The organism is Treponema maltophilum ATCC 51939 (assembly GCF_000413055.1).
GTDB lineage: Bacteria > Spirochaetota > Spirochaetia > Treponematales > Treponemataceae > Treponema_C > Treponema_C maltophilum.
In genome coordinates, this window is the sequence record NZ_KE332518.1 from 355,435 (window position 1) to 370,122 (window position 14,688).

11 protein-coding genes are annotated in these 14,688 nt (G+C 49.9%); all 11 read left to right on the forward strand.

Annotation, left to right across the window (positions count from 1 at the left end):
• The first annotated feature begins 1 nt into the window (after position 1).
• Positions 2-682, forward strand: a complete 681-nt coding sequence (rplA, locus tag HMPREF9194_RS01660; protein ID WP_016524626.1) for a 50S ribosomal protein L1 — start codon at positions 2-4, stop codon at positions 680-682.
• A 2-nt stretch (positions 683-684) separates the two neighbouring features.
• Positions 685-1,497: a 50S ribosomal protein L10 gene (gene rplJ, locus HMPREF9194_RS01665; protein WP_016524627.1), complete on the forward strand. Its 813-nt coding sequence runs from the start codon at positions 685-687 to the stop codon at positions 1,495-1,497.
• A 78-nt stretch (positions 1,498-1,575) separates the two neighbouring features.
• Complete coding sequence (gene rplL / locus HMPREF9194_RS01670) at positions 1,576-1,965, forward strand: 50S ribosomal protein L7/L12 (protein WP_016524628.1); 390 nt, start codon at positions 1,576-1,578, stop codon at positions 1,963-1,965.
• Positions 1,966-2,128: 163 nt separating this feature from the next.
• Positions 2,129-5,638: a DNA-directed RNA polymerase subunit beta gene (gene rpoB, locus HMPREF9194_RS01675; protein WP_016524629.1), complete on the forward strand. Its 3,510-nt coding sequence runs from the start codon at positions 2,129-2,131 to the stop codon at positions 5,636-5,638.
• A gap of 8 nt (positions 5,639-5,646) precedes the next feature.
• A complete protein-coding gene (gene rpoC, locus HMPREF9194_RS01680) occupies positions 5,647-9,894 on the forward strand; it encodes a DNA-directed RNA polymerase subunit beta' (RefSeq protein ID WP_016524630.1) in 4,248 nt (1,415 codons plus the stop codon).
• A gap of 157 nt (positions 9,895-10,051) precedes the next feature.
• The gene (gene rpsL / locus HMPREF9194_RS01685; RefSeq protein ID WP_016524631.1) at positions 10,052-10,426 is read left to right on the forward strand and encodes a 30S ribosomal protein S12; all 375 of its coding nucleotides are present in this window, start codon (positions 10,052-10,054) and stop codon (positions 10,424-10,426) included.
• A gap of 11 nt (positions 10,427-10,437) precedes the next feature.
• Positions 10,438-10,908: a 30S ribosomal protein S7 gene (gene rpsG / locus HMPREF9194_RS01690; RefSeq protein WP_016524632.1), complete on the forward strand. Its 471-nt coding sequence runs from the start codon at positions 10,438-10,440 to the stop codon at positions 10,906-10,908.
• Between the two features lie 238 nt (positions 10,909-11,146).
• The gene (locus HMPREF9194_RS01695) at positions 11,147-11,359 is read left to right on the forward strand and encodes a FeoA family protein (protein ID WP_016524633.1); all 213 of its coding nucleotides are present in this window, start codon (positions 11,147-11,149) and stop codon (positions 11,357-11,359) included.
• A 213-nt stretch (positions 11,360-11,572) separates the two neighbouring features.
• Positions 11,573-11,794, forward strand: coding sequence for a FeoA family protein (locus tag HMPREF9194_RS01700; RefSeq protein WP_016524634.1), 222 nt, complete (start codon positions 11,573-11,575; stop codon positions 11,792-11,794).
• A gap of 32 nt (positions 11,795-11,826) precedes the next feature.
• Positions 11,827-13,872 (forward strand): ferrous iron transport protein B, encoded by a 2,046-nt coding sequence (gene feoB, locus HMPREF9194_RS01705; protein WP_016524635.1) that lies wholly within the window; start codon positions 11,827-11,829, stop codon positions 13,870-13,872.
• Positions 13,873-14,279: 407 nt separating this feature from the next.
• The gene (locus HMPREF9194_RS01710; RefSeq protein WP_016524636.1) at positions 14,280-14,666 is read left to right on the forward strand and encodes a heavy-metal-associated domain-containing protein; all 387 of its coding nucleotides are present in this window, start codon (positions 14,280-14,282) and stop codon (positions 14,664-14,666) included.
• Positions 14,667-14,688: the final 22 nt, after the last annotated feature.

Here is a 14,688-nt window from a genome sequence, read left to right on the forward strand (position 1 = left end):
TATGAAACACGGAAAAAAATATCGCGAAGCGCTGAAAAAATACGATCCCGCAAAGGCGTATGACGTTGAAAAAGCCTGCGCTTTGGTCAAAGAGCTTAAATTTGCGAAATTCGATGAAACTGTCGAAGCGCATATTTGGGTGAATCTCGACAAAAACCAAACCGTGCGCGACACCTTGGTGTTTCCGCATCAGTTCCGCGGCGAAAAGAAAGTGCTGGTTTTTTGTAAAGAAGACCGCATTAAAGAAGCGATGGACGCGGGTGCCGCGTATGCAGGAGCCGACGAATATATCGAAAAAGTGAAGGGCGGCTGGCTCGATTTCGACATAGCCGTTGCGACTCCCGATATGATGAAGGACGTCGGCCGCTTGGGTATGGTGCTCGGACGCAAAGGCTTAATGCCCAACCCCAAAACGGGAACGGTTACGAACGACATTACGGCAGCGATCGGCGAATTGAAAAAAGGACGCGTCGAATTCCGCACCGACAAGGGCAATGTTATCCATATGTCCGTCGGAAAGGTTTCGATGGATGCCGCCCATGTTGCGGCAAACGTATCGGCACTTTTGGCCGAGGTTGCCCGCAAAAAGCCGGCCGCTTCAAAAGGCGGTTTTGTTCAGTCCGTATCCGTCAGCTCGACAATGGGCCCCGGTGTATGGGTTGACTACAAGGAGGCAGAATAACCATGGCTATCGTAGCGAAAAAAATCCAGAGCGCAAAACTCGAGGCTATAGCGGCGACAAAGGCCGTATTTAAAGATTATAAGGGTTTTATTTTTGCGGATTACCGCGGTTTGACCGTTGAAAATATCACCGATTTACGCCGCAAGCTGAACGAAAAAAACGCAAAGCTTAAGGTTGTAAAAAATACGTATGCGCGCGTCGTGTTCGACGAAATGAAAATCGAAAACGTTGCCAAGTATTTAACCGGTCCGACGGCTATCGCTTTAACCGCCGAAGACGCCAACGAAGTTGCAAAGATTCTGTTCGATTTTGCGAAAGACGTTCCCGGGTTGCAGGTAAAAGGGGCTTGTATCGAGACCGAAGTTTACGATGTGGCAAAGATAGAAGCCTTTTCAAAACTGCCCGGCAAAAAGCAGCTTTTGGCTATGATTGCTTCGACGATCAACGCGCCCGTGCAAAAACTGGCGGCAACCTTGCTTGCGTATGTGGAAAAAAAGCAAGCCGAGGAAAAAGCCGGCGGTTCGGCACCTAAAGCGGAAGCCGCACCCAAGGCTGGGGCCGCACCGGAAAGCGCAAGGGTTGAAGCGGAGGCTAAACCCGCGGAAGAAGCAAAGCCTGCGGAAGCCGCACCCAAGGCTGAGGCCGCACCGGAAAGCGCAAAGGCTGAAGCGGAGGCTAAACTCGCGGAAGAAGCAAAGCCCGCCGCATCTGCAGATGCACCGGTTGCATCTGCCGGAAAGCCCGCTGCGGCACCTGCCGAGAGTGCTGTGTCGGCCGAGGCGGCAAAACCCGAAGAGCCTGCAAAGGCCGAATAAAAACGATTACGATTCAGGCTTCGCAGCTGTCGTCCTGTACGTATAATAAAAAATGCCTAAATGAAGGAGAAGATAATAATGGCAGCAATGACAAAAGATCAAATACTTGATGCGATCGCATCCTTGACGGTTCTCGAAGCTTCCGAGCTGGTAAAAGCTATGGAAGAAAAATTCGGCGTAACTGCGGCGGCCCCCGTTATGGTAGCCGGCGCTGCCGGTGCCCCCGGTGCTCCCGCGGCAGGCGGTGAAGAACAAACCGAATTTACGGTAACGCTGGAAAGCGCCGATCCGGCTAAAAAGATTGCCGCGATCAAGGCGGTCCGCGAAATCACCGGCTTGGGCTTAAAAGAAGCCAAAGACTTGGTTGAAGGCGCACCCAAAACGATTAAAGAAGGCGTGTCCAAGGAAGATGCGGCAAAGATTAAAGAAACGATCGAAGCCGCCGGCGGTGTTGTCAAGATTGCATAACCCGTGTGCGGAGTTGTCCGGAACGTTCCGTCTCGGCGGCTTTTCGGACGGCTTCCATGATTTAAAATTATAATTTCGCAAAGGGGCTGTCAAACACCGATCGCTTGAGCGGTGTTTTGAAACAGCCCCGTATCTGTCTATACGCAAAAGCAAGGGGGTTTTGATGCTTGCGAAAAGCCGGACGGTGAATCGTCAGTATATCGGAAAAAATATCCGTAATTTTATGGAACTGCCTAACCTCATAGATATTCAGCTTCAGTCATATGAAAGTTTTTTGCAAAAGGAAAAGCTGGATAAACATGAGCCGCTCGCCGTTCAAGGGCTTGAAGAGGTTTTTCGTTCCACATTCCCCATTGAAAGTCCCAACGGCGATATGCTGTTGGAATACGAATTTTACGAGCTCGACGAAGAGAATATCAAATATTCGGAATTGGAATGCAAGCAAAAAGAGCTTACCTATTCCGTTCCTTTAAAAGCCCGCATCAATTTGATTTTTCAGCAAACGGGCGAAATCAGGCAAAAATCGATTTACATGGGCGACATTCCGCTGATGACCGATCGCGGAACCTTTATCATAAACGGAGCCGAACGCGTTGTCGTATCGCAAATACACCGTTCGCCCGGCGTTATTTTCAATCACGAAAAAGGCGTGTACTCGAGCCGCATTATTCCGTACCGCGGAAGCTGGCTCGAATTCGAAATAGATCAAAAGAAAGAACTTATCTACGCAAAGATCGACCGCAAAAAACGCATTTTGGGAACCATCTTTTTACGCGCGCTCGGATTCAGCACCCGCGAAGAAATCATCCGCATGTTTTACGACACGGAAAAGATTAAAATTAAAGATACGCGCGAATTCCGCGATTCGTTGGTCGGCAAGGTTCTTGCCGACGCGGTCTACGTTGCCGACGCCGAAACGGGCGAAAAAAAGAAACTGTTCCGCGCGAGCGAAAAACTGCAACCGCACAATATAGACGAATTGTTTTTGCACCCGGAAATCAAAACACTTTCGGTTATCAAATTCGAAGGTGAAAGCTCGCTCGATTCGCAGATGATTATCAACTGCTTTGAGCGCGAAGAAATACGTTTTGTAAAAGAAGGTGCCGAATCGGACGAGCCTACGCTCGAAGATGCGCTTTCGGCGGTGTACCAAGTGCTTATGCCCGGCGAACCCATCACGGTGGAAGTTGCCGAAAAAGACTTGAACAGCATGTTTTTTTCGCCGCGCCGCTACGATTTGGGACGGGTCGGTCGCTACAAGCTGAATAAAAAATTCAACGTAAAAGAAGACATTACCGAACATACGCTTGTAAAGCAGGACATTATTGCGACGATGAAATATCTTATCAAGGTATACATCGGCGATGAAAACATAGACGATATCGACCACTTGGGCAATCGGCGCGTCCGCTCGGTCGGCGAGCTTATGACCAATCAGCTTAAAACGGCGTTCAGCCGCATGGAGCGCATTGCAAAAGAGCGCATGGGCTTAAAAGAAACCGAAACGATGAAGCCGCAAGACCTTATTTCGATAAAACCGATTGTCGCTTCGATAAAAGAATTTTTCGGTTCCAGCCAGCTGTCGCAGTTTATGGATCAGGTAAACCCGCTTGCCGAACTTACGCACAAGAGGCGCTTAAACGCGCTGGGCCCCGGCGGTCTTTCGCGCGACCGCGCCGGTTTTGAAGTGCGCGACGTTCACTATACGCACTACGGAAGAATGTGCCCGATCGAAACGCCCGAAGGTCCGAACATCGGTCTTATCGTGTCGCTTGCGATTTATACGCGCGTAAACGAATACGGATTTTTGGAAGCGCCGTACAGAAAGCTCGAAGACGGCAAAGCCGGCGACCACGTCGATTTTCTTTCGGCGATGGATGAAGACCGGTATTATATCGGGCAAGTGTCGGTCGGTATGAAAGAAGACGGTTCTTTTGCCGGCGACCGCATCGCGTGCCGGCGCTACGGCGATTATACGTCGCGCAACCCGAAAGACGTGCAGTATATGGACGTTTCGCCCAAGCAGATTATTTCGGTTTCCGCAGCCCTTATTCCCTTTTTGGAACACGACGACGCAAACCGCGCCCTCATGGGCTGCAACATGCAGCGCCAAGCCGTACCGCTTTTGTTCCCCGAACCGCCGCGAGTCGGTACCGGTATGGAAGCCAAATGCGCCTACGATTCGGGCGTTCTCATAAAGGCAAAAAGACCGGGAACGATAAGTTATCTTTCTTCGGAAGAAATCCGCGTAAAGCCGGATAAGCAAAAGAGCGCCGACGATATCGATTCGTACACGATGCTTAAATATCAAAGAACCAACCAGGATACCTGTTATCACCAGCGCCCGGTTGTTTCGGTCGGACAAAAGGTGAAAAAAGGCGACGTGCTTGCCGACGGACCGGCGACGGTAAACGGCGAGCTTGCTTTGGGACGCAATATTTTGGTCGGCTTTGTGCCGTGGAACGGCTACAACTACGAAGACGCCGTTCTTATTTCGCAGCGGGTTGTGCGCGAAGATATGTTTACGTCGATTCATATTAAAGAATTTACGATCGAAATTCGTGAAACAAAGCTCGGCCCCGAAAAAATAACGCGCGATATTCCGAATACGAGCGAAAAAACCTTGGACAATCTCGATACCGAAGGTATTATCCGCATCGGGGCGAAGGTGCATTCCGGCGATATTTTGGTCGGAAAGGTAACGCCGAAAAGCGAAACCGACACGACCCCCGAATTCAAGCTGCTTAATTCGATTTTCGGTGAAAAAGCGAAAGAAGTGCGCGATTCGTCTTTGCGCATTCCGCACGGAATCGAAGGCACCGTTATCGACGTTCAGCGTTTGCGCCGCTCCGAAGGCGACGATTTGAACCCCGGTGTCGACGAGGTCGTAAAGGTTTTGATTGCAACCAAGCGCAAACTGCGCGAAGGCGACAAAATGGCCGGACGGCACGGCAACAAGGGTATCGTCGCGCGCATTTTGCCGGTTGAAGACATGCCCTATTTGGAAGACGGTACCGCGCTCGACGTGTGCTTGAACCCCTTGGGCGTTCCTTCCCGCATGAATATCGGTCAGATTCTCGAATCGGAACTGGGACTTGCCGGTTTGTACTTAAACGAATGGTACGAATCTCCCGTATTCCAATCGCCGTCCACCGAACAGATCGAAGAAAAACTGCAAAAGGCGGGCTTTAAAGCCAATTCGAAGGCCGTTTTGCGCGACGGGCGCACGGGCGAACCCTTTCAAAACGAAGTGTTTGTCGGCGTTATATATTACTTAAAGCTGCACCACTTGGTCGACGATAAAATGCACGCGCGTTCCACCGGTCCGTATTCGCTGGTTACGCAGCAGCCCTTGGGCGGTAAAGCTCAATTCGGCGGTCAGCGTTTGGGCGAAATGGAAGTGTGGGCGCTTGAAGCCTACGGTGCGGCGAATACTTTGCAGGAACTTTTGACAATCAAGTCCGACGATATGAACGGACGCTCGAAGATATACGAATCCATCGTAAAGGGCGAACCTTCCACCGCGGCCGGCGTTCCCGAATCGTTTAACGTTTTGGTACAGGAACTGCGCGGTCTTGCATTGGACTTTACAATCTATGATGTAAAAGGTAAGCAAATTGCGCTTACCGAACGGGATGAAGAGCTGATAGCAAAGGCCGGCTCGAACTTTTAGGAGATAAAATGCGCGATATTCAAGATTTTGACAGCTTGATGATAAAACTGGCTTCGCCGGAAACCATCCGTGCATGGTCGTACGGAGAAGTTAAAAAACCCGAAACCATAAATTACCGCACGCTGCGCCCCGAAAAGGACGGTTTGTTTTGCGAACGGATTTTCGGTACGACAAAGGAATGGGAATGCTATTGCGGAAAATTCAAGTCGATACGCTACAAGGGTGTTATCTGCGACCGCTGCGGCGTTGAAGTAACCCATTTTAAAGTCCGCCGCGAACGCATGGGGCACATAGAACTTGCCGCTCCCGTGTCGCACATTTGGTACTATCGTTCCGTTCCGAGCCGCATGGGTCTTTTGCTCGACTTGCAGGTCGCCGCTCTCCGCTCCGTTTTGTACTATGAAAAATACATCGTTATCGATCCGGGTGATACCGACCTTAAAAAGATGGAGCTTTTAACCGAAGACGAATACTTGGAAGCTCAAGAACGCTACGGCGGCTCTTTTTCGGCGGGTATGGGCGCCGAAGCGATAAAAACCCTGCTTGAAAACTTAAACCTTGACGAACTTGCCGCAGAATTGCGCGCAAAAATGATCGAAAAAGGTGCAAAGAGCGACAAGCATTTACTTAAACGCATCGATATCGTTGAAAAATTCCGCGCTTCGGGCAATAAATGTTCGTGGATGATTTTGGACGCGATTCCCGTCATCCCGCCCGAATTGCGCCCGATGGTTCAGCTTGACGGCGGCCGCTTTGCAACCTCCGACTTAAACGATTTGTATCGCCGCGTCATAAACCGCAACAACCGCTTAAAGCGGCTCATTCAGTTAAACGCGCCCGACATTATCATTTGCAACGAAAAGCGCATGCTTCAGGAAGCCGTCGATTCGCTGTTCGACAATTCAAAGCGCAAACGCGTCGTAAAAGGCGCTTCGAACCGCCCGCTTAAATCGATTTCCGACATGCTTAAAGGAAAGCAGGGGCGTTTCAGACAAAACCTGCTCGGTAAGCGCGTCGACTATTCCGGCCGTTCGGTTATCTGCGTCGGGCCCGAACTGAAGTTGTGGCAGTGCGGTTTGCCGACAAAAATGGCGCTTGAATTGTTCAAACCTTTTATTATGAAAAAACTGGTCGATAAGGACATCGTGTTCAATATTAAAAAAGCGAAAACCCTTGTCGAAGAAGAATCGAGCGAAGTGTTTGCCATTTTGGACGAAGTTGTGCGCGAACATCCGGTTATGCTTAACCGTGCGCCGACGCTGCACCGTTTGGGTATTCAGGCTTTCGAACCGGTGCTGGTCGAAGGAAAGGCAATCAGATTGCACCCGCTCGTTTGTCACGCGTTCAACGCCGACTTTGACGGTGACCAGATGGCCGTGCACGTTCCGCTTACGCAGGCTGCGCAAATGGAATGCTGGACATTGATGCTTTCGGCACGCAACCTCCTTGACCCCGCAAACGGAAGGACGATTGTCTACCCTTCGCAGGACATGGTGCTCGGCATTTACTATTTGACAAAAATCAAACCTTCGGGAAAAGGAACGGGCAAGCGCTTCAGCAGCGAAAACGAAGTGCTTCTTGCCGCAGAATCGAAAAGTATCGATTGGCAGGCCGAAGTAAAGGTTCCGATAAAAAAAGCGCCGTACAACGGCAAAATCGTTTCGACCACTGCCGGCCGTATTGCTTTCAACGACGAACTTCCCGCCGAAGTCGAATTCGTCAATAAACTGATGGGCGATAAAGAACTTAAAAAACTTATCGAAGCCGTGCATAAAAGCTGCGGTCCGTGGCTGACGGTAAAAATGCTCGACGCGATTAAAGCCGTCGGCTACCGGTACGCAACCTTTTTCGGCGCGACCATTTCGATGGACGATATTTTGGTTCCCGAAGAAAAAACCGGCATGATGGAAAAGGCTAACAAAGAAGTCGATTCCATTATGAAGCAGTACCGCCAAGGTCATATTACGCAGGATGAACGCTATAACCGCGTCGTTGAAGTGTGGTCAAAAACCAACGAAGAGCTTACGAACGTGATGATGAAAAAGCTCGAAAACGACAAAGAAGGTTTTAACACGATTTACATGATGGCCTCCTCCGGCGCCCGCGGAAGCCGCAACCAGATCCGTCAGCTTGCCGGAATGCGCGGCCTTATGGCAAAGCCGAACGGCGATATTATCGAACTTCCGATTCGCGCAAACTTTAAAGAAGGTCTTTCCGTTATCGAATTCTTTATTTCGACAAACGGCGCCCGCAAAGGTTTGGCCGACACCGCGCTTAAAACCGCAGACGCCGGTTACCTTACCCGCCGTTTGGTCGATATTGCGCAGGACGTCGTTATAAACGAAGAAGACTGCGGCACGATAAACGGTATCGAGTATTCCGCGATAAAAGACGGCGACGATATAATCGAGCCGTTGAAAGACCGAATCGTCGGCCGCTATACGCTTGAGCGCGTTTTGCACCCGATTACCGGCGAACTTTTGTGCGACGTAAATCAATACATCGACGATGAACTTGCCGAAAAGATCGACGCGGCCGGAGTTGAAACCGTTAAGCTGCGCACCGTTTTAACCTGCGAATCGCGGCACGGCGTATGCTGCAAGTGTTACGGCCGTAACTTGGCACGCAACAAAATCGTTGAAATCGGAGAAGCGGTCGGCATTATCGCCGCGCAGTCCATCGGCCAGCCGGGTACTCAGCTTACGATGCGTACCTTCCACGTCGGCGGTACCGCGTCGAAAATCAGCGAAGAAAACCGCATCGTTTTAAAATACCCCGTTATCATTCAAAATATTACGGGAACTCACGTCGTCATGAAGGACAAAACGCGCCTGTTTACCCGCAAGGGTATTATGGACGTAACGCACATTATCGGCGAATATTCGCCGGGCAGTGCGACGCTCCTCGTGCAGGACGGCGACCGCGTGTTGAAAGATACGCCGCTTTTTGAAACGAAGGGCAAAAAAACGCTTGCCCCCGAAGCGGCCCGCATTATGGTGCGCGGCAAAAAGCTGTATTTGGCGACAAGCGACTTGAAAATCGAAATTAAAAACGGTTCGACCGTTTTGGTTAATGTCGGCGATTTTGTCGAAGCGGGCCAAACGCTTGCCACCTTCGACCCCTTTTCGGATCCGATTATTGCCGAAGTTTCCGGCTATGTGCATTACGAAGATATTATTCCCGGTTCGACCCTTTCGGAAGATTTGGACGAAGAAACGGGCAATATCGAAAAGCGCATTACGGATTTGCACTTGGACACCAAGCAGCCGCGCATTCTTATTACCGACGAAGCCGGCAACGAAAAGGGAAGCTATTACCTTCCCGGCGGCGCGGTTCTTTCGGTTGAAGATAAGATGAAAATCACCGCCGGTACGACGCTTGCGAAGACGCTTAAAGAGTCTTCCAAAACGAGCGATATAACCGGAGGTTTGCCGCGCGTATCCGAATTGTTCGAAGCGCGCAAGCCGAAGAACCCGACCGTGTTGGCGCAAATCAGCGGTACCGTACAGTTTAAGGGAATTACAAAGGGCAAGCGCGTCGTTGCGGTTGTCGACAAATACGGCAAACTGTTCGAACATTTGGTTCCGATGACCAAGCGCCTTTTGGTGCGCGACGGCGATACGGTTGAAGCCGGCGAACAGCTGTGCGACGGCTCGATCAGTCCGCACGATATCTTGGCCATTTTGGGCGAACATGCGCTGCAAACGTATCTTATGGATGAAATTCAGCAAGTGTACCGTATGCAGGGCGTCAGTATAAACGACAAGCATATCGGTATCATTGTGCGCCAAATGCTTCGCAAGGTTGAAATCGTTGCGGTCGGCGACACGCGCTTTATATTCGGCCAGCAAGTCGATAAGTATAAATTCCACGAGGAAAACCGCCGCGTACTTTCCGAAGGCGGTCAGTCGGCCATTGCGCGCCCGATGTTCCAAGGTATTACGAAGGCTTCGCTGAATATCGATTCCTTTATTGCGGCGGCTTCCTTCCAGGAAACCACGCGCGTACTCACGAACGCCGCCATTGCCGGTTCGGCCGACAATCTGCGCGGCTTAAAGGAAAACGTCATCATCGGTCACCTTATTCCCGCCGGTACGGGTATCCGCAATTATCGCAACGTTAAGCTGTTCGATGAAAACACGGCCGACCTCGATATTCAGATGAATGAAGTGCTTGAGCGGCGCAAACTTGAAAAAGCGATGGAAGCCGCAGCCGAAGAAGACGCGTTGTACGAAACGGAACGCGAGGAAGATTAAAAAACGCTTTTTAAGCACCCGTTTTCGATCGAGCCGGCTTTCGGCTATACGATTTTCGGGTGCCTTGACAGAATATCGGGATTTTTGATACACTGTCAAAAATATCGTATTTTAGCCGGAGTGCTGACCGGTTTTATAGTATAGGAGAATCAGGCACATGCCTACAATTAATCAATTGATCCGACAGGGTCGTAAATCGGTAATGAACAGGACGAAGTCTCCCGCGCTTCAATCCTGTCCGCAAAAACGCGGCGTATGCACGCGCGTTATGACCTTTACGCCGAAAAAACCTAATTCGGCGCTCCGCAAAGTTGCTCGCGTCCGTTTAAGCAACGGAATAGAAGTAACGGCTTATATTCCCGGCATCGGACACAATTTGCAGGAACACTCCGTCGTTCTTATCCGCGGCGGCCGTGTTAAAGACCTCCCCGGTGTGCGCTATCACATCATCCGCGGTACGAAAGATACGCTCGGCGTTGAAGACCGCAAGCGCGGCCGCTCGAAGTACGGTGCAAAACGCCCGAAGGCATAAGGAGAAAGTAAATGGGAAGAAAAAATAAAAGCATTAACCGTCCCGTTATGCCCGATACGCGCTATAACAGCACGGTTATATCGAAGTTTGTAGGACGCATGATGCTCGACGGCAAAAAATCCGTAAGTATGCGCATCGTCTACGAAGCTTTGGATACGTTAAAGCAAAAAACGGAAAAAGATCCTTTGGAAGTGTTTTTAAAAGCGCTCGACAACGTAAAGCCGCTGGTCGAAGTAAAGTCGCGCCGGGTCGGAGGTGCAACCTATCAGGTTCCGATCGAAATCCGCGAAAGCCGCCGCGAAGCCCTCGCCATGCGCTGGGTAATTACCGCTGCGCGTGCAAAAAGCGGACACGGTATGGGCGAGCGCCTTGCGTCCGAGCTTTTGGATGCCTACAACAATACGGGCACCGCTTACCGCAAAAAAGAGGATACCCACAAAATGGCCGAAGCGAACAAGGCTTTCGCCCATTATCGCTGGTAAGAGGAAAGCTCGTCCGAAAACTTCACTTTCGGACAAACACCGCTTTTCGTATAAAAGCGCCTGAGATCGGCCGCATTGCGGTTCCGCTCCGGCGCTTTTTTATTTTCACGCGTCCATTCGGCGGAAGAACTTCCTTTTATCGATTTTCGTGCATGCCGAAGTCCTGAAAATTCTCAATTTTCTCTTGACACCTTTTATAGTGTTAGTATATACTAATCACAGGAAGGAGGGGCTCTTTATGCCCTTGGCGATGGTTGCGTGCGGTGAAACGAGGACGATACAAAGTTTCAACGGCGACGAAAATCTCAAACAGCATTTACTCGACATAGGATTGGTTCCCGGTGAAAAAGTGGAAGTTATCGGTGAAAACTCATCCGGCCTTATTTTAAAGATAAAAGGCGTGCGTTTAGCGTTAAACCGCGGCCTTGCGCAAAGAATTACGGTCTATTAACTATCGGGAACCTCTAAAAACTGCAGTTTTTAGAGGTAACTTTAAAAATGCGATGTTGTAACTCGCGACAATACGGCGAGTTACAACTCTCGGCATCTCGAAAAAGTCGCTCAAGGTCGTTTTTTCGAGATGTCCTATTCCTCTATACAATTAAAAATTTAGGGCTTAGTGTTTTTACATATAGATATTATTTTAACTGTTTACGGAGGTTATATGACAGTAATCGATTTAAAGCCCGGTCAAAAAGCCGCGGTTACGGCGATCGGGACGGGCGATCCTTTGCTTAAGCGCAGGATTTTGGACATGGGAATTACTCCCGGCGTGGAAATAACGATGATAAAAACGGCTCCTCTGGGCGATCCTTTGGAGATTACGCTCCGCGGTTATCAACTGAGCTTGCGTAAAAACGAAGCGCGGCAAATCGAAGTTCAATAATTTTTACAGGATATTACACGATAGGAGAAAATATGAAATATACCATTGCTCTTGCCGGTAACCCGAACTGCGGAAAAACCTCGGTTTTTAACGCGCTTACCGGATCCCGCCAGCACGTCGGAAACTGGCCGGGCGTTACCGTTGACAAAAAAGAAGGCGAATACCGAAAAGACAAAACGGTGACGCTTTTGGACCTTCCCGGAACCTATTCGCTTTCGCCGTATTCCGAAGAAGAAAAAATCGCCCACGATTATATCGTAAACGAAAAACCGAACGCGGTTATCGATATCGTGGACGGAACCAGCATTGAACGGAACTTGTATTTAACGCTGCAGATTTTGGAAACCGGAGTTCCTACCGTTATCGCACTCAACATGATCGACGAAGTCGAAAAAAAAGGCGATAAAATCGATGCAAAAAAACTTTCGGAAATTTTGGGTGTTCCGGTAATTCCCACCTGCGGACGCAACGGAAAGGGAACCGACGAATTGATGAAGGCGGCCGTGGAAGCGGCAAAAAAAGGAACGGGCGTAAAGCTCGCCAAAATATACGATAAGGGCGATTCGGAAGAAGTTATCGCCGATAAACGCTATAAATATATCGCCGAAATCGTCAAGCAGACGGTCGTAAAAGCATCAAAGGCGGCCGCCGGAAAAGCCGAAGAAACGGTCAGCGATAAAATCGATAAAATCTTAACGAACCGCTTTTTGGCTTTGCCCATATTCGCCGTTGTTATGTACATTATGTTTGCGTGCGCTTTGAGCGAAAACTTTTTGTTCCTGGGCATAAACGGTCCGGGCCGCTGGCTTGAAAGCCTTGTCGGAACGGTGTGGGAATATCTTACCGGATTGGTTTCGAGCGGCCTTGAAGCCGCGGGAGCCGCCGACTGGGCAAAGGGTTTGGTTGTAGACGGTATTTTCGGCGGTATCGGCGCCATCTTAGGCTTTATGCCCCTCGTTTTGGTGCTTTATGTATTGATGGCCTTCCTTGAAGACAGCGGCTATATGGCCCGCGTCGCCTTCGTTATGGACCGCATATTCCGCAGATTCGGACTTTCCGGCCGCTCCTTTATTCCGCTTTTGATGGGATTCGGATGCAGCGTTCCGGCTATTATGGCGACCCGCACGCTGGAAAGCGAAAAAGACCGGCGCATTACGGCGATTATCACCGGCATGGTGCCCTGCGGTGCAAAACTTCCGATATTCGCGATGTTTTCGGCAATCTTTTTCCCGAAGCATACGACGCTGATTATGTTTGCGATTTATATGTCGAGCATTGTTGTCGCGATTATCGTTTCTCTTTTAATGAATAAAATCATGTTCAAGTCGGCCGTGTCCAACTTTATTATGGAACTGCCGCAATACCGCTGGCCTACGGTCAAAAGCGTGCTTATGCTCGGCTGGGAAAAGGTAAAAGGCTTCGGCGTTAAGGCCGGTACGGTTATTTTACTGTCGACGATTTTGATTTGGGTTTTGTCGAATTTCAACCTTGGTTCTTTGAACGGAAAAAATCTGAAAGAAAGCGAAGCGGCAGGTGAAGAGCCGACCGTTATGTGCGCGATGGACGACAGTTTTATGGCGTCGATCGGCAACTTCATTGCGCCCATATTCAAGCCGCTGGGATTCGGTGAATGGCGGCCGGCAGTCGGCGTCGTTACCGGCTGGATCGCAAAAGAAAACGTCGTCGTTACCTTTGCACAATTGTACAGCGACGATACATCGGAAGAATATCTTGCCGAATTCTTCGGTAAAATGAGCGCGGAAGAATTGGAAGAACTCGGATTTGAAAACGGCGAGTACGACCCCGAAGCCGCTCCCGACATTTATTCCGAAGGCATCCTGTTTGAAGGTGCCGACGAAAACGCGCTTCCGACGATGAAAAAAGACATCCGCACACCCAATGCGGCGTTGGCGTACATGCTGTTCAACCTTTTGTGCATGCCCTGTTTTGCCGCCGTCGGTTCGATGAAGCGCGAACTGAAAACGTGGAAAAAAACCTTGGGCGGTGTCGGCATTCAAATGGGAACCGCTTACATTGTCGCTTTGCTTGTGTACTGGATAGGATTCTTATTTATATAATGCGAATGTCGGATTTTACGTTCCGCCGATAACCGGAGATAAAATATCGGTACGGACGGAAATTCGGGCGCACATTGAGGGTGCCGAAAAGGAGCGCACGCGGCCTTTTACGGTGCCCTTTTTTTATGGCTGTCCGCCTGCTTATGAGAGAAGTGTGAAAAAAAAAGCGGGATAATACAAAACCGCTTCTAAAATGATGTCGGAGCTTTTTATCTCGAGTTTGCCGCACAAACTCGCTAGCGAGGCGAAGCCGAGCGACAATTGCCTGAACGCTCTCTTTTTTCACGCCTTATCGGAAGTGCATGCGGCCTTTTACGGTACCCTTTTTTTATGGCGCTTGTATTTTTACGTTTTTTGTAGTAAGTTAAAAGTGAAGTTTCCGATAAAACTTTTTACGGGAGATGTGTATGATAAATATTATTGTGGGAGTAGCGGTACTTGCGCTGGTTGCGCTGGCAATCTTTTCGTTGATTCGGAACAGAAAAAACGGCGGGTGCAGCTGCTGTTCGGGATGCGGATCTTCGTGCGGCTGTGCTTCTTCCGCCGAAAAAGAAGACGACGGCAAAGTGTTTCCGGCCGGTTCTTCGCTGCATATCGATATTGCCGGCATGCACTGCGAAAAATGCAGCACAAGCGTAACCGAAGCGCTGAATAAACTTGACGGCGTAAGGGCCGAAGTCAGCTTACAGAACAACAGCGCTTCGGCAAAACTTTCAAAATCCGTTTCATCGCGCGCGATAAAAGAAGCCGTCGGCGACAGAGGCTTTGAAGTTACCCACATACGGGAAGCGTAAAAAACATCGGGTATTAAGGTTT